Source organism: Pseudomonas pisciculturae, assembly GCF_015461805.1.
GTDB lineage: Bacteria > Pseudomonadota > Gammaproteobacteria > Pseudomonadales > Pseudomonadaceae > Aquipseudomonas > Aquipseudomonas pisciculturae.
In genome coordinates, this window is the sequence record NZ_JACVZE010000013.1 from 119,396 (window position 1) to 138,915 (window position 19,520).

The 19,520-nt window shown below is 61.4% G+C and carries 13 protein-coding genes; 4 read left to right on the forward strand and 9 right to left on the reverse strand.

Features of this window, described 5'->3' with window-relative positions:
* Positions 1-105 precede the first annotated feature (105 nt).
* Complete coding sequence (locus ICY20_RS27125; RefSeq protein ID WP_194939111.1) at positions 106-870, reverse strand: sulfite exporter TauE/SafE family protein; 765 nt, start codon at positions 868-870, stop codon at positions 106-108.
* A gap of 189 nt (positions 871-1,059) precedes the next feature.
* On the opposite strand from ICY20_RS27125, the gene ICY20_RS27130 reads away from it, so the two are divergent.
* From ICY20_RS27130 to ICY20_RS27140, 3 genes are all read left to right on the forward strand, one after another.
* Positions 1,060-1,938: a LysR family transcriptional regulator gene (locus ICY20_RS27130; protein ID WP_194939112.1), complete on the forward strand. Its 879-nt coding sequence runs from the start codon at positions 1,060-1,062 to the stop codon at positions 1,936-1,938.
* 133 nt (positions 1,939-2,071) lie between these two features.
* Positions 2,072-3,475, forward strand: a complete 1,404-nt coding sequence (locus ICY20_RS27135; protein ID WP_194939113.1) for an amino acid permease — start codon at positions 2,072-2,074, stop codon at positions 3,473-3,475.
* A 230-nt stretch (positions 3,476-3,705) separates the two neighbouring features.
* The gene (locus tag ICY20_RS27140) at positions 3,706-4,050 is read left to right on the forward strand and encodes a cupin domain-containing protein (protein WP_010206533.1); all 345 of its coding nucleotides are present in this window, start codon (positions 3,706-3,708) and stop codon (positions 4,048-4,050) included.
* Between the two features lie 54 nt (positions 4,051-4,104).
* On the opposite strand, the gene mmsB is transcribed toward ICY20_RS27140, so the two are convergent.
* Both mmsB and ICY20_RS27150 read right to left on the reverse strand, forming a co-directional pair.
* Positions 4,105-4,992 (reverse strand): 3-hydroxyisobutyrate dehydrogenase, encoded by an 888-nt coding sequence (gene mmsB / locus ICY20_RS27145; RefSeq protein WP_194939114.1) that lies wholly within the window; start codon positions 4,990-4,992, stop codon positions 4,105-4,107.
* Between the two features lie 15 nt (positions 4,993-5,007).
* Entirely contained in the window at positions 5,008-6,525 is a 1,518-nt protein-coding gene (locus ICY20_RS27150) for a CoA-acylating methylmalonate-semialdehyde dehydrogenase (RefSeq protein ID WP_194939115.1), read from the reverse strand.
* 133 nt (positions 6,526-6,658) lie between these two features.
* Between ICY20_RS27150 and ICY20_RS27155 the strand changes: the two genes are divergently transcribed.
* Positions 6,659-7,606: a LysR family transcriptional regulator gene (locus ICY20_RS27155; protein ID WP_159963332.1), complete on the forward strand. Its 948-nt coding sequence runs from the start codon at positions 6,659-6,661 to the stop codon at positions 7,604-7,606.
* 141 nt (positions 7,607-7,747) lie between these two features.
* Here ICY20_RS27155 and ICY20_RS27160 read toward each other — a convergent pair whose 3' ends face one another.
* Genes ICY20_RS27160 through recC form a run of 6 tightly spaced genes read right to left on the reverse strand, consistent with a single transcriptional unit; the run spans position 7,748 to position 19,319 of the window.
* Entirely contained in the window at positions 7,748-8,239 is a 492-nt protein-coding gene (locus ICY20_RS27160; protein ID WP_159963331.1) for an OmpA family protein, read from the reverse strand.
* Between the two features lie 4 nt (positions 8,240-8,243).
* Positions 8,244-9,506: a diguanylate cyclase domain-containing protein gene (locus ICY20_RS27165; protein WP_159963330.1), complete on the reverse strand. Its 1,263-nt coding sequence runs from the start codon at positions 9,504-9,506 to the stop codon at positions 8,244-8,246.
* Entirely contained in the window at positions 9,503-10,078 is a 576-nt protein-coding gene (locus ICY20_RS27170) for a YfiR family protein (RefSeq protein ID WP_159963329.1), read from the reverse strand. The genes ICY20_RS27165 and ICY20_RS27170 overlap by 4 nt, the downstream gene beginning before the upstream one ends.
* A gap of 21 nt (positions 10,079-10,099) precedes the next feature.
* Complete coding sequence (gene recD, locus ICY20_RS27175; RefSeq protein WP_194939116.1) at positions 10,100-12,196, reverse strand: exodeoxyribonuclease V subunit alpha; 2,097 nt, start codon at positions 12,194-12,196, stop codon at positions 10,100-10,102.
* Positions 12,193-15,867 carry an exodeoxyribonuclease V subunit beta gene (recB, locus tag ICY20_RS27180; RefSeq protein WP_194939117.1) on the reverse strand — a complete coding sequence of 1,225 codons (3,675 nt, stop codon included), beginning with the start codon at positions 15,865-15,867 and terminating at the stop codon, positions 12,193-12,195. The genes recD and recB overlap by 4 nt, the downstream gene beginning before the upstream one ends.
* Positions 15,864-19,319 carry an exodeoxyribonuclease V subunit gamma gene (gene recC / locus ICY20_RS27185; protein WP_194939118.1) on the reverse strand — a complete coding sequence of 1,152 codons (3,456 nt, stop codon included), beginning with the start codon at positions 19,317-19,319 and terminating at the stop codon, positions 15,864-15,866. Before recC ends, recB begins: the two co-directional genes overlap by 4 nt.
* Positions 19,320-19,520 lie beyond the last annotated feature (201 nt).

Consider the following 19,520-nt stretch of genomic DNA (forward strand, 5'->3'; position numbering starts at 1 on the left):
AGAGGTTGAAAATGTCTGGAGGCAGACTATCGATTTTGACCGCTCGGAATAAGCGGCGGCGCGGCAAAATACCTTTGACTGAAATGCACGAATGGCGAGCTATTGTTAACCGTTTATCAGCAGATGGGCGCCCAACACGGCCATCCCGATAAAAAACACGCGCTTGAACAACACCGCACTGATGCGCTGGCGCGCTACCTGGCCTAGCCACATACCCAACAACGCCGGGGCCAGCGCCAGCAGCGAAGCATTCATTTCGCCGCCGTTCAAGGTGCCGCGCCACACCAACCCGGCAGCCAACGCCAGGGTCGATACGGTGAACGACAAGCCCAGTGCCTGCACCAGTTGATCGCGATTCAAGCCCAAGGCTTGCAGATAAGGCACCGCAGGAATGACGAAGACGCCGGTGGCGGAGGTGACGAGGCCGGTGATCACACCACAGAGCGGCCCCAGCCAGCGTTCGGTTTCAGGCTTCACGCTGAACGTTGGCAGGAACAATCCGCTCAGCGCATACACCAACAGCGCACCGCCCAGTGCGTGTACCACCCAGCCGCCACCGTCCATCCCCAACCAAACCGTACCCAACCCGGTGCCGAGAAAGATCAGCAGCAACATCGGCCATAGGCGTTTGAGCAACGCGCTCAGGTGGCCGCCGAACGCCAGTTGCCAGAGGTTGGTAACCGTTGAGGGAATGATCAGCAACGCCGCAGCCTGCGCCGGCAACATAGCCAGGCCGAGCAGGCCCATGGCGACGGTGGGCAGGCCCAGGCCGATCACGCCTTTGACGGTGCCGGCCAGCAGGAAGGTGGCGAACACCAGCACGGTCAGGGCGGGGCCGATGTCTTGGTAGAACGCTAGGAAGGTATTCATGGGGGGATTGTGCGGGGTTGGGGCGGGGTTGGAAATTCGCCATATACTGAGGCAGCCTCTTGTTTTGTGTGAGGCTTAGATCGCTATCGCAGGCAAGCCAGCTCCCACACTTGAATATATTCACACATCCAAATGTGGGAGCGGGCTTGCCCGCGATGGGGCCGGCCCAGTCACCCGAGAATTCCAGCCATGCACTTTGACCTGATCGACCTGCGCCTCTACCTGCACATCCTCGACACCGGCAATATCACCGCCGGCGCGGCGCGCAGTCATTTGTCCCTGGCCGCCGCCAGTGCGCGCATCCGCGCCATGGAGGCTTCGCTGGGCATCGAGTTTCTCGACCGCGGCCGCCGAGGCGTCACCCCGACACCCGCAGGCATTGCCCTGGCCCGTCACGCCCGCCTGTTGCTGCAACAGGCCGAGCACCTGCAACAAGACCTGGCCGAATACGCCAATGGCATCAAAGGCCAGGTGCGCCTGCTGTGCAACACCACCGCCCTCAGCGAGTACCTGCCGGAGCTGCTGGCAGACTTTCTGCGCGAACGCCCCAACCTCGATATCGACCTGCAGGAGTTGCCCAGCCTGCGTATCACCCAGGCTCTGCGCCAGGGCACGGCGGATCTGGGGATTATTTCCGATGCAGTGGACACCCACGGCTTACAGACCCTACCTTTTCGCGATGATCCGTTGGTGCTGATCATGCCGCTGGGCCACCCGCTGGCAAACCAGAACGTCAGCTTTATCGACAGCCTGCAACACGATTACGTAGGCCTCACTGCCAATAGCGCGCTCTCGGTGTATCTGGAGGAACAAGCGCTGCACGCAGGCTTTCGCTTGCAGACACGCATACGTGCCGAGGGGTTTGATGGTTTGATCCGTATGGTCGCCAGGGGCGCAGGTCTCGGGGTCGTGCCCCAAGCCGCCCTGGAGCGCTGCCCGGCAGAGCTTCGCTTCAAGGCCCAACCTCTGCGCGAAGCATGGGCCTGCCGCAAACTGCTACTCAGCGCACGCTCGTTCGAACAGCTACCCACCTACGCCGCCGCGCTACTGGCGGCGTTGGCCAGGTGACGCCTCTGTGCGTAAGAACTAGGCGCTCCACGGTGTTACGAACAGGTCACCCGGAGTAATATCTGCCCCCTCAGCAGTTCTAAGGGCGGATGCGGCGTGCATCACCCTCGCGAAAAAGTAGAAAGGAACGTTAATGGCGGATGACATGGTTAACCCGGTGGGCCTCAAGCGGGGCCTGAAGAACCGGCATATTCAACTGATTGCCTTGGGTGGGGCGATTGGCACGGGGTTGTTCCTCGGTTCGGCCGGCGTGCTCAAATCGGCGGGGCCGTCGATGATCCTGGGTTACGCGATCGCAGGGTTTATCGCCTTCCTGATGATGCGCCAGCTCGGTGAGATGATTGTCGAAGAGCCAGTAGCCGGCTCCTTCAGCCACTTCGCACACAAATACTGGGGCGGCTATGCAGGCTTCCTCTCGGGCTGGAACTACTGGGTACTGTACGTATTGGTGGGCATGGCCGAGCTGACGGCCGTGGGCAAGTACATCCAATTCTGGTGGCCTGAGATCCCGACGTGGGTCAGCGCGCTGGTGTTCTTTGTCGCAGTGAACCTGATCAACACCCTGAACGTGAAGTTCTTCGGTGAGGCCGAGTTCTGGTTTGCGATCATCAAGGTGGTGGCGATCATTGGCATGATCCTGCTCGGTTGCTACCTGCTGTTCAGCGGCACCGGCGGCCCGCAGGCGTCTATCAGCAACCTGTGGAGCCACGGCGGGTTCTTCCCCAATGGCGGCATGGGACTATTGATGGCCATGGCGTTCATCATGTTCTCGTTCGGTGGCCTGGAACTGGTCGGTATCACTGCCGCCGAGGCCAGCGAGCCACGCAAAGTGATCCCGAAGGCGATCAACCAAGTGGTGTATCGCATCCTGATTTTCTATGTCGGCGCCCTGACGGTGCTGCTGTCGTTGTACCCGTGGGATCAACTGCTGCAAACCCTAGGCGCGTCGGGCGATGCCTACAGTGGCAGCCCGTTTGTACAGATCTTTTCGTTGATCGGTAACGACACGGCGGCGCACATCCTCAACTTTGTGGTGCTGACGGCGGCACTGTCGGTGTACAACAGCGGCGTGTACTGCAACAGCCGCATGCTGTTCGGCCTGGCCGAACAAGGCGATGCGCCCAAAGCACTGATGAAGCTGAACAAACAAGGCGTGCCGCTGCGGGCCCTGGCAGTATCGGCGTTGGTGACGATGCTGTGCGTGGTGGTGAACTACGTAGCACCGCAGAGTGCCCTTGAGTTGCTGTTCGCCCTGGTGGTTGCCTCGCTGATGATCAACTGGGCGCTGATCAGCATCACCCACATCAAGTTCCGCAAGGCCATGGGCGAGCACGGCGTGACGCCGTCGTTCAAGACCTTCTGGTTCCCGTTCAGCAACTACCTGTGCCTGGCGTTCATGGTGGTGATCATCAGCGTGATGCTGGCGATTCCGGGCATTCGTGAGTCGGTGTATGCGATGCCGGTGTGGGTGGGGATTATCTATGTTGCCTACCGGTTGCGGGTGAGCAAATCGAAAGCGGTAGCCGCAGCACAGTAATACCTTTGTGGGAGGGGGCTTGCTCCCGATTGCGGTAGGCCAGTCAATGTTTCAGCGACTGACACACTGTCATCGGGGGCAAGCCCCCTCCCACATTTGATTGCATTCCAATTCCAGAAGCCCGATGAATTTGCTTTGCGCTTATGGACATCCCGATGTCGAGTACAGACCACTGTCGCCGCGCCCAAGGCCTTAGGGTTCAGCTTCGAATCCCCTGCCTCGGAGACATCATGTCCAAGCCCATCACCGTACTGCGCGACACCCACCCCTTGCCGGTCCTGGATGCCTGCAAATGGGAAAAGCTCGAAGGCGACCCGCACACCGTCAACCTCAATGCCTACACCAGCGAAGACGGCAGCAAGATCATGGGCACCTGGATCTGCACGCCGGGCAAATGGTATGTGGACTACGTGAAGTGGGAATACTGCCACTTCCAGGAAGGCTACTGCATCATCACCCCTGAAGGCCTGGAGCCGATTCACTTGCGGGCTGGGGATATCTTTGTGGTGGAGCCTGGGATGAAGGGCACGTGGGAAGTGGTTGAGACTGTGCGTAAGTATTTCGTGTTTGCCTGATTGTTCTTTGTGGTGAGCGGGCTTGCCCCGCTCACCACAGGTCCCGGTGAAACCTTATTTGGGTTTGCGGTAGCTGTTGATGATTGCCGAGAAGTCTTTGCCCCCTTCCCCACGCTGGCTCATCGATTGGTACAACTGCTGAGCCACTGCACCGAGGATCACCGGCTGGTGTGCCTGGCGCGCCGCTTCGGTGGCAAGCCCCAAATCCTTGAGCATCAGGTCAGCACCAAACCCGCCGGTATAACCCCGCGATGACGGAGCCGTTTCAATCACCCCCGGCCAAGGGTTGTACGTGTCCGAACTCCAGCAACGCCCAGTGGAGCTGTTGATAATCCCCGCCAACACTTGGGTGTCGATGCCCAGCGCATCACCCAACGCCATGGCTTCGCTGACGCCAACCATGCTGATACCCAACAACAAGTTGTTGCAGATCTTGGCAATTTGCCCGGTACCCACATCTCCGCAGTGCACGATGTTGCGGCCCATCTGCGCCAGCACCGGTTGCAGGGTGGCGAACAGTTCCGGGGTGGCACCGACCATAAAGGTCAACGTGCCAGCCTGGGCGCCACCCGTGCCGCCGGAGACGGGCGCGTCGGCCACGGCCACACCTTGTTTGGTCGCCGCCGCTGCCACGTCACGGATGGTCTGCGGGTCGATGGTGCTGCAGTCCACCGCTGGCACGCCTTTGCCGATGCCGGCGAGTACGCCATCTTCATTCAGCCACACGCTGCGTACATGGGCGGCGGCCGGCAGCATGGTGATGACCAGCTCCGCGCCGCTCGCCGCATCACGCGGTGAATCACTGATGGTGCCGCCCAGCTCGGCCAATTCCTTAAGCACGGTCTGGTTCAGGTCAAACAGGTTCAGCGCGTGGCCGGCCTTGATCAAGTTGCGGGCCATGGGTGCGCCCATGTTACCCAAACCGATAAATGCAATCTTCATGGTCGTCTCCCGGACTCAGCGCAGGTTGATGGTGGTGTTGACGCCATCGTTGACCGTGTCGTCGTCGAACCAGCGGCTGGTGACGGTTTTGGTCTGGGTGTAGAACTGCACCACTTGCTTGCCGTACGGCCCCAGGTCGCCCAGTTTGGAACCACGCGAACCGGTGAAGCTGAAGAACGGCACCGGCACCGGGATAGGGATATTGATGCCGACCTGGCCCACATCGATTTCGCTCTGGAACTTACGCGCTGCCGCACCGCTCTGGGTGAAGAGGCCCGTACCGTTGCCGAACGGGTTGGCGTTGACCAGCGCGATGGCCTCATCGAGGGTCGCAACTTCGATCACCACCAGCACCGGGCCGAAGATTTCCTGGGTGTAGATCTGCATGTCGGTAGTCACGCCCGAGAACAGGGTCGGGCCAACGAAGTTGCCTTGCTCGAAGCCCGGTACCTGGATGTCGCGGCCGTCCAGCTCCAGCTTGGCGCCTTCTTTCACGCCGCTTTCGATCAGCTCCAGAATGCGTGCCTTGGCGCGCTTGGAGATCACCGGGCCGACATCGGTGCCCGCTTCACTGCCGGCGTTGACCTTGAGCTTTTGCGCCAGCGCTTTCAGGTCCGGCAGCCATTGCTTGGACGCGCCCACCAGCACCACCACCGAAGTCGCCATGCAACGCTGGCCCGCCGCACCGAAACCGGCACCGACCAAGGCATTGAGGGTGTGTTCGCGGTTGGCGTCCGGCAGCACCACGGCGTGGTTCTTGGCGCCCATCATCGATTGCACGCGCTTGCCATGTTTGCCGGCCAGGTCGTAGACGTGAGTACCGACAGCGGTCGACCCCACGAAGGACACGGCCTTGATGTCTTTGTGGGTGCACAGCGCATCCACCACATCCTTGCCGCCGTGGACCACGTTGAGTACACCCGGTGGCACACCGGCTTCCAGCGCCAACTCGACCAACAGCAGGGTCGACAGCGGGTCTTGTTCGGACGGCTTAAGGACGAAGGTATTGCCGCAGGCAATCGCCATCGGGAACATCCACAGCGGAATCATCGCCGGGAAGTTGAACGGCGTGATACCGGCGCACACGCCGATGGGTTGGCGCAGGGTGTAAGTGTCGACGCCACCGGCGACGTTCTCGGCAAACTCGCCCATCTGCAGGGTGCCAATGGAGCAGGCGTGCTCGACCACTTCCAGGCCACGGAAAATATCGCCTTCGGCATCGGCAATGGTCTTGCCCTGCTCGTTGCTGAGCACCACGGCAATGCGCTTGGAATGCTCGCGAATCAGGGCTTGCAGCTTAAGCATGATGCGCATGCGCGCGCCGATGGGCGTGAGCTTCCAGGTCTGGAAGGCGCGGTGGGCGGCGTCGATGGCGGCGTTGACTTCTTCAGGCGTGGCGAAGGGGACTTTGGCCAGCACTTCTTGGGTGGCCGGGTTGACGATGTCTTGCCATTGGGTGGTCTTGGACTCGACCCACTCGCCGTTGATCAGCAACTTGGCCTGTTGCACGGAAATATCGGCAGATGCGTTCATGTGGTCTCCAAATCTTATAGTTATGCTAGAGAACCAAGGCGTTGAATCGCCTTGAAGAATGAGGCGTTCGGACAGTTTTTGGAGTATAGATGTGCAAATCTCTAATAAGAACGCACATAAAAGCCGGTCCAATATGCAAAAAAACATCACATCATTGGGCTCCCTGAACTGGGATGACCTGAAGTTTTTCCTTGAAGTGGCCCGTACCCGCAAGGCCAGCGTGGCCGCCAAGCGCCTGGCGGTGGACTACACCACGGTGTCACGCCGCATCAGTTCGCTGGAAGTGTCCCTCGGCACGCTGCTATTCGAAAAATCCCGGACCAACGGCTTTGTACTCACCACCGAAGGCCAGCGTTTGCTGGGCTACGCAGAGTCCATCGAAAGCACCCTGCACATGGCCTGCGAACAGGTGTCTGGCTCTGGCGTGGCCCTGTCGGGCCATGTGCGCATGGGGTGCACCGAAGGGTTCGGCAGCTTCTTCGTCACCCCACAACTGAGCCATTTCGTCGACACCTACCCGGCGATCTCGGTCGACATTTTGCCCCTGCCCCACTTCATCAGCCTGTCCAAGCGCGAAGCCGACATCGTCATCGCCCTGGAACGCCCGGAACACGGGCCCTACGTGTGCTGCAAGCTGTGCGACTACAAGCTGCAGTTGTATGCCACCCAGGAATACCTCGACCAACATCCCCCCATCCAACGTCCATCGGATTTGGCTGAGCATCCGTTTATCAGCTACGTGGATGATTTGGCGTTCAGCTCGGAGTTGCTGTACTTGGCAAACGTCGTGCCTGGCGCCAGTGCGAGCTTGCGCAGTACCAGCGTGATCGCGCAGTACGTGGCGGCGCAGCAGGGCCGGTCGATGGCGATATTGCCGTGTTTTTTGGCGGCGCAGGATGCGCGGTTGTTGCCGGTATTGGGGGAGGAGATAGCGATTACGCGGCAGTTCTGGATGTATTGCCGGGAGGATTTGAGGAAGTTGAAGCGGATTACGTTGTTGTGGGACTACATCCGTGAAGTGACGGAGCAGAACCAGGGGTTGTTGATGGGGCAGACGCGCCAGATGCGCTTTGCTGACTGACACTGAGGTTAAAATGTGGGAGGGGGCTTGCCCCCGATTGCAGTGTGTCAGCCAATACATCCAGCGACTGACACTCCGTTATCGGGGGCAAGCCCCCTCCCACATTTGACTGCATTTCAAGTCTGGGATGAGGACCTGCGCTCAGTCCGCAATCACCACAATCGACACCCGCCGGTTCTCTGTACGCCCCGCCGCCGTGGTGTTCGGCGCCACCGGCTCGCTGCTGCCCAGGCCGCGCAGTTGGATGTTTTCTTCCTTCATCCCCACTGTTTTCAACACCGTGGCCACGCTTTTTGCGCGGCGCAGGGACAGTTGCTGGTTGTACATTTCTTTGCCCGAGGCGTCGGTATGGCCGTCTACCCGCACGCGCTCGATACCCACGCCGAGCAGGGCTTTGCCGATGCGTTGGACGATGTCGGTGCTGGGCTGGTTGAGCACCTCGACGTCGCTGCCGAACAACACTTTGCCGGACAGGCCGAACGCCCAACCTTCATCGGTCAATTCGAAACCTTGTTGCTGGAGGACTGCGATCTGCGCCGGGGTCAGGCCTTTGGGGGGCGCCGTCTGGCAGCCACCGAGGGCGAGCAAGGCCACCAGCAGAGAGATAAACATAAAACGCGCGGTCGAGAACAAGGGATCAACTCCTGTGTTGAATATTGACAGCGGAGTTCTCCGACTCCGCCGTTTGCTGGCCGCCCGAAGACAAACGTTTGGCCTGGTACATCGCCGCGTCGGCGGCGTTGAGCAAGGTGCCGGGTGTGGCGCCATGATCGGGGTAGAGGGCGATGCCGATACTGAGGGAGGTCAACACCTGCGTGCTGCCGGGCACCGAGATGGGCGTGTCCATGCTGGCGATGATTTTGTCGGCGATGCGCTGCGCATCTTCCAGCTTGTGCAACGGCGCCAGCAGGATGGCGAATTCATCACCCCCCAGACGCGCCACCAGGTCGTCGTCGCGCAGTTGCGCGCGCACCCGCTCGGCGACGGCCACCAACACGGCGTCGCCGGCGGCATGGCCGAAGTTGTCGTTGATGTCTTTGAAACGGTCGCTGTCGAGGTACAGCACCGCGACCCGCTCCTTGGCCTTGGCAGCGCTGCGCAGGGCACGGATCAAGCGGCCTTCGAAGAACGCACGGTTGGGTAAACCGGTGAGGCTGTCGTGGTTGGCCTGGTGGGCGAGGCTTTCGTTTTCGCTTTGCAGGTGGCTTTGCCAAGCCTCCATTTCGCCAAGCAAGGCGTTGAAGTCGCTGCCCAGGCTATGCAGTTCGGCGATCTGCGCCGGTGGCACGCGGCGGTCGAAATCACGCTCGCTGCGGGCGGCGTGGGCCACGCTGGCGAGGCTTTGCAACGGCCCGGTGATGCCGCGTAACAGGCGCCGCGCCAGAATCAGCGCAACCCAGGCGCTGAGGGCGGTACAAATCAGAATCCCGGCCAGGCCGCTGAGCAGAAAGCGCAACAGGCTGCCGCCGTGGCCGGTCAGGTGGATGCTGCCGATGGTTCGGCCTTGATGCAGGATTGGCTGGCTGATCGGCTGTTCGAGCAGGGTATGCGCCAGCTCCAGTTCAACCCGCGAGAGCATGCCGGTTTCCGGGCGTGTCCAGTGCGCCAGCAACTTGCCGTTGGCATTGAAGACCTCAGCCTGGGCGACTTCTTCGGTGGAGGCGATCAGGCTGAGGGCTTCAGTGGCCGCTGCGCGGTCGTTAAACACCACCGCCGCTTCCACGGTGTAGTTGATGGAGCGCGCGATCAGGTGCAGGTTGTGTTCGGCATATGCGCGCAGCGCCAACACGCCGAGCAAGGTCAGGGAGATGCTCGCAAGCGTAACGGCCACCAGCGCGAGGATCAGGTGCCCCCGGCCGATGACCGAGCGCAGAGTCGGTCGCGATTTCACTGCGGTCATGACGTGGGCGCTCGGCGACGCGACAGTTGCAGCACACTGGGATGAATGCGCACGCCACTGCGGGCCACGGAGTCGAGGTTGACCTCGAACGACACCTGCTCATCGCCCACCCGCAGGCAAAACAGGCTGCCCACGGTGCACTGGTCGCCGCCTTCGCTGATGCTGAGCACCGGGTGGCCGATCAACGAGGTAAACAGTTGGCTGCGTTCATCGGCACTGAGCTTGCCGATGTAGACGGCGTCGCAGGCGCCAACAATATCGGCGTGATCGGCCAGCAGGCGTTGCACCACCACCGGGCGGCCGGTGGCCTGGGTAGTACCTTTGACCAAGTCATCGGTGTATTGGGTGGGGCCGACGATGCACAACCGCAGTTGCGCAGGCTCCACCGGCCAGCGGGCATAGCTGAGGATACCGAGGACCACTTGGGTAACTGCCTGCGCGCGGTGATCGGCAGCACCGGCAGGCGCTGGCGCCTGAGCAAAAACCTGGGGCGCAAGGACGCATAAAAGCGCCACCAGCAGCGTGCGTCTCCAGCTCGAACTGCGCTCTGTAGGCGAGACAGCCACGTTCATGCAGCGATTCTCTCAGGTGTTTTAGGAGTGATGCCGCAACGATAGCACAGCGTCAGATATTTCTGACTCTCCGTCCAACTTCAGCATCAATCCGCTCAAGCGCTTAACCTTGCGCCTAACAGCTTCTTCAAACACGCCGCCACGGGGTTCGATCAGGCTGAACCAACGCTTGGCTCGGGTAATACCGGTGTAGATCAGCTCTTTGGTGAGCACCGGGTTCAGCGCATCCGGCAGGATCAGCGCCGTGTGGGTGAACTCCGACCCCTGGGACTTGTGCACGGTCATGGCGTACACGGTTTCCACATCGTTCAGGCGGCTAGGCAATACAAAACGCACGCCGCCCTGGCCGTCATTGCGCGGGAACGCCACGCGCAGCACCTGTGGGCCGCCGTCGCTTTCGGGCAGTTTGAGGGCGATGCCGATATCGCCGTTCATCAAGCCGAGGCCGTAATCGTTGCGGGTCATCAGCACCGGGCGGCCTTCGTACCATTGCTCGTCACCTTCAATCAGCCGCACTTTGCGCAGGGCGGCGGTGATGCGCAGGTTCAACCCTTCTACGCCCCAGGGGCCTTTGCGCACAGCGCAGAGCAGTTGGAACGCATCGAAGGCGTGCAGCAGCTGTTGCGCCCAGTGCGTCCAGGCTGCGCTGTCACGCGGGGTATCCAAAGGTGGCCGAGCGCTGTGCAACAGGTTGAGGTAGTAGCGGTAACCCTCGGCGCCATCGCCCTGCCCGTCCAATACCAACCGCTCCAACGCGTGGTCGTGTTCGCCCTTGAGGCTGACGCAAAACAAGTCTTTGTGGCTGCCAGCGCGCAACAGTTTGCGTGCCTCGTCAGCATTCTGCTGGTTGACCCAGCGCGCCAGTTGACCGATGCCGCTGCCTTCACCGAAACGCCGCGAGTAGCGCAACATCACCACTTGTTGGGCCAGGGGGTGGCTGTCGTCGAGGTCTTCGTGCAGGCCGCTGGCGCTGAGGTCTTCACCGCTGACCGTTTGCAGCCATTGGCGGGTCTGGGGGCTGTACCAGCCAGCTTCGGCGTCGCGGCACAAGTCGCCGAGCACGGCGCCGGCTTCAACCGACGCGAGTTGATCCTTGTCGCCCAGCAGCACCAGGCGTGCATGGGGTGGCAAGGCATCCAGCAGGTTGGCCATCATTTCCAGGTCGATCATCGAGGCTTCATCCACCACCAGCACGTCCAGCGGCAGCGGGTTGCCGATGTGGTGGCGAAAGTGCCGCGTGCCCGGGCGACTGCCCAGCAGGCGGTGAACGGTGGTGACTTGAGTGGGGATTTTGTCCCGCACGTTGTCGGGCACGGTCAGCGACTGTACTTGCTGGCTGATGGATTCGGTAAGTCGTGCCGCCGCCTTGCCGGTAGGCGCGGCCAGGCGAATACGCAACGGGCTGCCGGCCTCAACGGCAGGCGCCTGCAACAACGCCAGCAAGCGCACTACCGTGGTGGTTTTGCCGGTGCCGGGGCCGCCAGTGACGATGCTGAACGCACCGCGGGTGGCCAAGGCGCAGGCCAGCTTTTGCCAGTCGATCACGCCATCGGGCGGCGGTTGATCGAACAGGCTGTTCAGGCGCGCAGGCAGGTCGACAGCAACCGCTTCTTGTGTGGCAAGGCGCAAGCGCAGGGCGGTGTCGATGCGCCGCTCGTAAGCCCAGTAGCGGCGCAGGTACAAGCGCTTGCCAGACAGCACCAACGGGCGGCTTTGCGCAGAGTCACTGCCATCGACCGCCAGTGCCACCAAATGGCTGGAGGCCAGGGCATGGCACCAATGGGCGCCGTCGAGGCCGTCGAGCAGTTGGGACGGAAGCAACATTGCGCCGGTTTGCAGGTCGCCTTCGGGCGGCAAGGACAGCGCAAAATCCGGCGCATTGAGGGTTTCGAACAGGTCGAGGCACACGTGACCGTGGCCCAATTGGTGGCTGGTCAAGGCCGCCGCCAGCAACACCAAGGGGTCGGCCTGCGGGTCGAGCTCGTGCAAGAAACCGACGAAGGCTTTGTCCAGGGCTCGCAGCCAGCCACGCTCAACCCAACGTTCCAGCAATTGCACCAGGTCAGCGGCACGGCTTAGTGGCATCAAGTCCTCAAGGGCCAATGGCGACAGGCTCATAGCAGCACTCCTTGTTCCCAGGCGGGCTCAACCTTGGGCGGGATGGGTTTGCCCTGGAACATCAGGTCCAAGCCTTCGATCAATGCCCGTGGCGGCCGTGTGAAATACGCGCCCTGACTGGCGGACTGAGTACCGCGCAGAAACACGTACAACGCGCCGCCGACGTGGCGGTCATAGTCGTAGTCGGGCAGGCGCGCCTTGAGCTGGCGATGCAGGGCCAGCAGGTAAAGTACGTATTGCAGGTCGTACCGATGGTCGAGGATCGACTGTTCCATGGCATCAAAGGTGTAGGCCGAATCATCAGGGCCGAGCCAGTTGGACTTGTAATCGGCCACGTAGTAACGGCCATCGTGTTCGAAGGTCAGGTCGATAAAGCCCTTGAACATGCCGTTGAGCAACACCGGTTCGGCGGCAACACGGGACACGCCGTTGTGGGTGTACTCGCACACCAGTTTGTCGAGGGCGAGCACGTCGACCTTGTGACTGGCGAACCAGAACTCCATCTCGATCTGGTACTGCTGCAGCTCGCCAAGGCTGACGCGGTCGTTATCCACCGGCAGCGGCGTGCGCAGCAAATGGCCCAGCCAACCGCTGAGGGTGGTGATCCAGCCTTCCCAATTGCGGCGATTACAGCGGGCGCCTACGGCTTTTTCGATGTCTTGAGGGGTGGCATTGAAGCCCTCCCCGCCCGCCCACTCAAGCAGGCCATGGAGGAAGGTGCCGGGGTTTGGGCCGCGTGGGAAACGATGAATATCACCGCCAGACGCTGCCACTTCGCGTGGTGCGTCGGGGTCCAGACGCTCGTCATCGAACAGCTTCTGGGCCTGTGGGCTTTCTGGTGCTTCAAGGCTCGCGGCGCTCATGCTGTCGCCAATGCGAAGTGCACTGTAGGAAGCGATCCACCAGTTTTCGGCAGCCTTGCGCTTGGGCAGCAAAGGCGCGAGCAACGTGGCTTCGTTGCGAGGCGGATGAAACAGCGTGTCTTGCGCCTCAGGCACTTGCGCGTAATGGATCGCCGGGCAGCCTTGCTGCAAATCCAGTAACCAGCGCGCCAGGCCTGCGGACTCTGCCAGCGATGCGCCGGCACCCAACAGGTAACCCAGGGCCGACAAGTGCAATACCGAGCTGTTGCTGTTACCGCGCTTGAGGTCGGCAACGCCCAGCCAACACGCGTGTTTAGCGCGGGTCAGGGCCACGTAGAACAAGCGCAGGTCTTCGGCCAGGCGCTCATCGTCGGCTTGGGCGATCAACTCGGCGGTCGGGCGCAGGCTGACTTGGGGTTTGCCGTTTTCATCGTGGTAGTGAAGGGGCAAGCGGCTGCCGTCCACCGGTTTGGCCGAGCAAATGAAGGGCAAGAACACCAGGTCGTATTCCAGGCCTTTGGACTTGTGGATGGTCACGACCTTGACCAGTTGCTCGTCGCTTTCCAGACGCAGGATCTGTTCCTCGCCGGCCTGGCCTGACAACGCTAGATGCTCGGCCAAGTGGCGGATCAGCGCCTGTTCGCCATCGAGTTCGGAGGCGGCCTGTTGCAGCAGTTCGCTCAGGTGCAACAGGTTGGTCAGCACGCGTTCGCCGTCGCCGCGGGCGATCAGGGTTTGCGGCAGTTTGAAGTCGTGAAGCAGACGGCGCAGCATCGGCAGCACGCCTTGGCTACGCCAGATTGCACGGTAACCGCGGAATTGCATCACGCGGGTTTCCCACGCCAATTCGTCCTGATTCAGACGCTCAAGTTCGGGCAGTGACAGGTTAAGGGTGACGCAAGCGAGCGCGGCGCGCAGGGGGCGTTCAACGTCGGGCTCGGCACAGGCTTTGAGCCAGGCCAGCAGGTCATGGGCTTCCTGGGCGGCGAAGACTGAATCTTTATCCGACAGGTACACACTGCGCACGCCACGGGCGGCCAACTCGGCGCGTACGGCCTGGGCCTCCTTGCCATCGCGAACCAGGATGGCGATGTCTGACGGTAGTACCCCTTTAAAGCTGTCGTCGGGCTGTAGGAAACCTGCACGACCCTGCTGCCCGCCATTGAGCAGATCGACAATCTGTGTGGCACAGGCCGCAGCCAGTTGTTGGCGATAGAGCACATTGGAGATCGGTTGATCGGTGGGCAAATGCCAGAGGCTCATCGCTGGCAGCGTTTGGCCGTCGACCTGCAGTTGTTCCTTGCGACCTTGGGACAACACCGGGTGGAACGGCACCGGATTTCTACCGTCTGGCTCGCGGAACAGGAATGCGCCACGGCCGGCCTCTGCACGTTGGAACACATGGTTCACCGCCTCGACCATCGCGTGGCTGGAGCGGAAGTTGGTGCCCAGGGTGTGGTGGCGGCCAGTAGTGGACTGGCGTGCGCGCAGGTAGGTGTAGATGTCGGCGCCGCGAAAGGCGTAGATCGCCTGCTTGGGGTCGCCGATCAGGAACAGGCCACTGTCGAGGTGGTTTTCTTCGATGCGGTAGATGCTGTCGAAGATGCTGTATTGCACAGGGTCCGTGTCTTGGAATTCGTCGATCAGGGCCACCGGGAATTGCTCGCGGATCACACTGGCCAGGCGCTCGCCGCCTTCTGCTTGCAGCGCGGCATTGAGGCGGATGAGCATGTCGTCGAAGCCCATTTCGGCACGGCGACGCTTTTCTTCTTCGAAGCGTTTGCCCACCCAGCCGGCGGCGTGTTGCAACACGGCGGCGTCGGGGGTTGGCAGTGCGTCGAGCGCGGCTTTCAGGCCAGCCATTGCATCGATACCAGGATGGTGCGGCGGCTCGCCCTTCCAGGCTTCGGCCATGCCATCGGGTGTGAGGCGGGTGAAGCCGGTGCCAATGTCCAGTTGCTCAACGGTGTCGTCAGCGGCCCAGGCACTGATCTTTTCGAACCAGGGTTCGAAGTAGCGGGCTTGCATCTTGCGGCCGTCGACGGCTTTGGCGGCCACGGCTTGCAGGCAGAGGTCACGTAGTTCTGCCGCCCATTGCTGCCAGGGGGCTTTGAGTGTTTTCAGCGCTTCGCGGCGCTCTTGCAGGCAGGCGTTGATCAGTTCGGCCGGCTCGCGGGTTTCATCAGTGGGGCGTTCGCTGCCGAACAGCGCACGCACACGTGGCATCAAGGCGGCTGGGCCGCCCCAGTTATTGCGTACCCAGTTGAGCGCATCGTCGTGCATGGGGTAGCAGAACAGTCGCCAATAGTCGCGCAGCACTTCGCCGAGCAGGTCGCTGTGGTCGGTTTCCAACGTCTGGGTGAACAGGCTGCCGCTGTCGAAGGCGTGCTCGCGCAACATGCGCTGGCACCAACTGTGGATGGTCGAGACGGCGGCTTCGTCCATCCATTGCGCGGCGATATCCAGACGGTTGGCACAGGCTGGCCATTGTTCCGGCAGGTACTGGTCGCGCAGATCAGTGATCAGCGGGTCTAGTTTTTCGATTTCACCGCGAAAGAAGCGTGCGGCTTCGGCCAGGCGGATCCGAATGCGTTCGCGCAGCTCTTTGGTGGCGGCATCGGTGAAGGTCACAACCAAGATTTGCGGCGGTAGCAATTCGCGGCCAAAGCCGGACTCATCGCCACCGTTACCGAGCACCAAGCGCAAGTAGAGAGCCGAAATGGTGAAGGTTTTGCCGGTGCCGGCGCTGGCTTCAATCAGCTGGCTGCCTTTTAGCGGGAAAGCCAAAGCCAAGGGTTTGCTGCTCATGCGTCAGCCTCCGCGCTGGTGAGTGATCGCCAGGGGGCGTTGATCAGGGGGCGATACAGGGTTTCGCACCAGCCTTCGAACTCTTCGCTTTCGATCAGTGCGGCGAAGTCGGGGAACTGCCGGGTGAGCGCTGGGGTTTCGCGGCGCTCGCCGTCGGTGTTCACGCCGTCGCCTTCGTAGGCTTTATGGGCAGCAGCCTCGGCCTTGACGGGGTCGGTTTGGCCGAGCCAGGCGAAGGCGGTTTTGACGGCAACAGGCAGCGGTTTTCGCATACCGGAGTGCCAGGCCAGCAACAGGTTGCCAAGGATTTCCTGGGCAGTGGTTTTATCCAACGGCGGCAACAGCAATGTGTCATCGCTGGCGACCAAGCCCGTACTCAAGGGCAGGCCGCAGGCGCAGGCGACCACGTGATTGACCCAGGGGCGAATCAAGCGATGCCACTTTCGGCTCTTGATCGAACCAATGCTGTTGGGGATGGTGGTGACGCTTAACAATTCGCCATCACTGCGTCGATGCAGACCACTGATCCAGCCTTCCAACTGAATGCCTTGATGCTCAAAACTGATCGGTTCAGCGCCGGGGTGCGGGGTTGGCCAGAGGGCAAGCAGTTGTTGGTAACGCTGGAGCAAATCAGGCAAGGGCTCGATCAGTTCATTGCGTAGGCATTCTCCGAAACCGACCATGGGCAAAAGGCCGCTGCCTTGTAGGCGCAGTGCCTGGGCAGCGAGAGCCTGGTCGGGATGATCGGGCTGGCTCAGTGCGGCGTTCAGCAAGCTGTCGCTCAGGCTGTAACGTTGCAGTGCGTCCAGGACGAAGGGTTCTTCGTCGGCCAACGGCACTTCGGCGGCTTCGAAGAACACTTTCAGACGTTGGCTGAAGAAATGTTTGACGGGGTTGCGTAGGAAGTCCTGCAACTGGCCGAGGGTCAGGGGTTCTTCCTGTTGGTGCTGTGGCAACTCGTCTTCTATTGGGCTTTTCTCTGGCGCTTCATGGAGCAACTGCCATTCGCGGGCGTAGCTGAAGAGCGGGTCGCCTGCGTGGAAGTAGCGGGCACTGAAGGGTTGTAGCGGATGTTCTTGGGTCATTGCTTCGATCAGCGATTCCTCGCTGTTGGCGAGTTTCCAGCCGCTGGCGAGGTGGTCGCGCAGTTGGCCGATCAGCACCGAGGCCGGGCGATCACTGTTGTCGCGGATGCTGCGGCCAACCCAACTGATGTAGAGCTGGTCGCGGGCAGACAGCAGCGCTTCGAGCAGCAGGTAACGGTCGTCTTCGCGACGTGAACGGTCGCCGGGGCGGTAGTCGCTGCCCATCAGGTCGAAGTCCAGCGGGGGTTGGGCGCGTGGGTAATCCCCATCGTTCATGCCGAGCAGGCAAACGAGTTTGAACGGGATGGCACGCATGGGCATCAGGGTGCAGAAATTGACAGCACCGGCGAGGAATCGCTGGGACAGGCGGCCTTGGTCCAGGCCTGCCAACCAGGCTTCGCGGACGACGGTGAGCGGTAACTCATCCTGCAGGCCAACGGACTCACAGGTTTCCAGCCAGGTTTCCCTGAGTTGTTCGAGTTGGCCGAGCAGGTAGTCGTCGTGCTCGCTGCTGGGCAGGAAGAACAGTTGCATCAGGCGTTGCAGACGCTCGCCCCATTCTTGAGGCGAGGCGGGCTGGTTTAAGGCTTGATGCGCGTCATTGAGCGCGTCGAGTAAAGCAACGAGAGGGCCTATCAGTGCCGCGTCGAGGCCGCCGATTTCGTCGTAGGGTTCAATGCCTTCGCAGGCGGCGCCGGTTCCGACGGCGTAGCCCAACAGCATTCGGCGCAGCCCGAAACGCCAACTGTTTTGCTCCAGCTCACCGGGCAGGCCGAGGCCGGCGCGTTGTTCGGCGTTGAGGCCCCAACGGATGCCGGCGCCTTCGATCCAGCGGTGCAGCGTGGGCAGGTCGCGCTCTTTGATGGTGAAGCGTTCACGCAGTGCCGGGACGTCGAGCAGGTCGAGAATCTCGCTGACGGGGAAGCGGCTGTCGGGGAGTTTGAGCAAGTGTTCGACGGCGATCAGTAGAGGGTCGCGGCCACGTTGGCCCTGGTCGGTGAGGGTAAAGGGGATGAAGCGGGGGTCGTTACGCTCAAGCTGACCGAATACGGCGCGAATATGTGGGGCGTAACTGTCGACGTCCGGGACCATGACGATGATGTCCCGCGGGCGCAGCGTAGGGTCGGCGCTGAAGCGTTGGAGCAGTTGGTCGTGGAGTATTTCCACTTCGCGTTGGGCGCTGTGGGCGATGTGAAAGCGGATGGAGGTGTCTTGTTGCAGGTCGACTCCTTCGCTCCAACGTTCGCGGGTTTCATTGAGTGGGCGCAGCTCGAGGATATCGTCTTGGAGCTGGTTGAGCAGCGTAGTGGGTACGCTGTCGCTGAACAGGTCGATGCGGCCATCACGGAACGCGGCGCGGTAGCTGTTGGGGTCGTCGTAGCTGTCCAACAGGCTGATGTAGTCGCGACCTTGCTTGCCCCAGGCGGCCAGCAGTGGGTGCGCATGCTGGTGCAAGGTTTGAGGGTCGATGGTGACCGGCATGCCAGCTTTACGTGCTTGGCGTTTGTACTCGTTACGTAGCAAGTCTTTGTCGGCAACGATGTCGGACCAATGGTGGCGACACGGGTTATGCACGCACAACAGGACCTGGCTGAATCTAGCCAGACCGGCCAGGGCTTCCAGCGCTTGCGCAGGCAATGAAGAAATACCAAATACGATGACCCGAGAAGGCAGTCCCGGTGGAGCTTGCTCCAGGGAGTTGATGCGCTCGATGAAGCGCTGGTGCACACCGGCGCGACTTTCGGCCATGCCTTCTTCGCCCACATCCAGCAGCAACGCGCGCCACAGTTCGGCTTGCCAGCAGTTAGCAGGGTTGAGGGGTTTGGACTCGCCTCGATTGTTGCGCAACTGGTGACGGCCAGCAGCCCAGTCTTCCAGCCAGTCGGCACGGTAGACCTGATATTGGTCGAACAGGTCCGCCAGCCGATCGGCAAGTTGGTAGCGTTTACGCAGGTCGGTATCGAGGGTGAGGAAGCGCTGCAGCGGTTCGAAGTGTGGCTGATCGATAAGCTCCGGGAGCAGGCGCATCAGGCGCCAGGTCAGGGGGGCTTTATCGAGTAGCGATTTGGGTGGGATTTCGTCGCGTCCCAAGACCATACGGTAGAGCTGCCACATGAAGCTGCCGGGGAGTTGCACGTCGATTGCAGCTGCGATGCCGCAGCCGCCCATATCATCTTCTTCAGGGTCTTCGGCCAGGGCCAGTTTGAGCCACTGGGCAATGCCGTTGCTTTGAACCAGGGCGATTTCGTTTTCCAGCGGTGCCAGGGGATAGCGGCGCATCCAACTGACCACCAGGCTGCGCAGTTCGTCCAGGCGGTTGCCGTGAACCACCATGAATCCAGCACTGAGGGACGTCGCATCCGGCATAACGGCTTCCTTGGGAAAAGCAAAATCGAGGCGTGGACTTTAGCATTGAAGGCCCACGTAATGAGTCTCTTCGCACTTTTCTCGCGCCCAAAACAAAACCCCATCTGCTTTCGCAAATGGGGTTCTGGAATTTAATCTTGACGATGACCTACTCTCACATGGGGAAACCCCACACTACCATCGGCGATGCATCGTTTCACT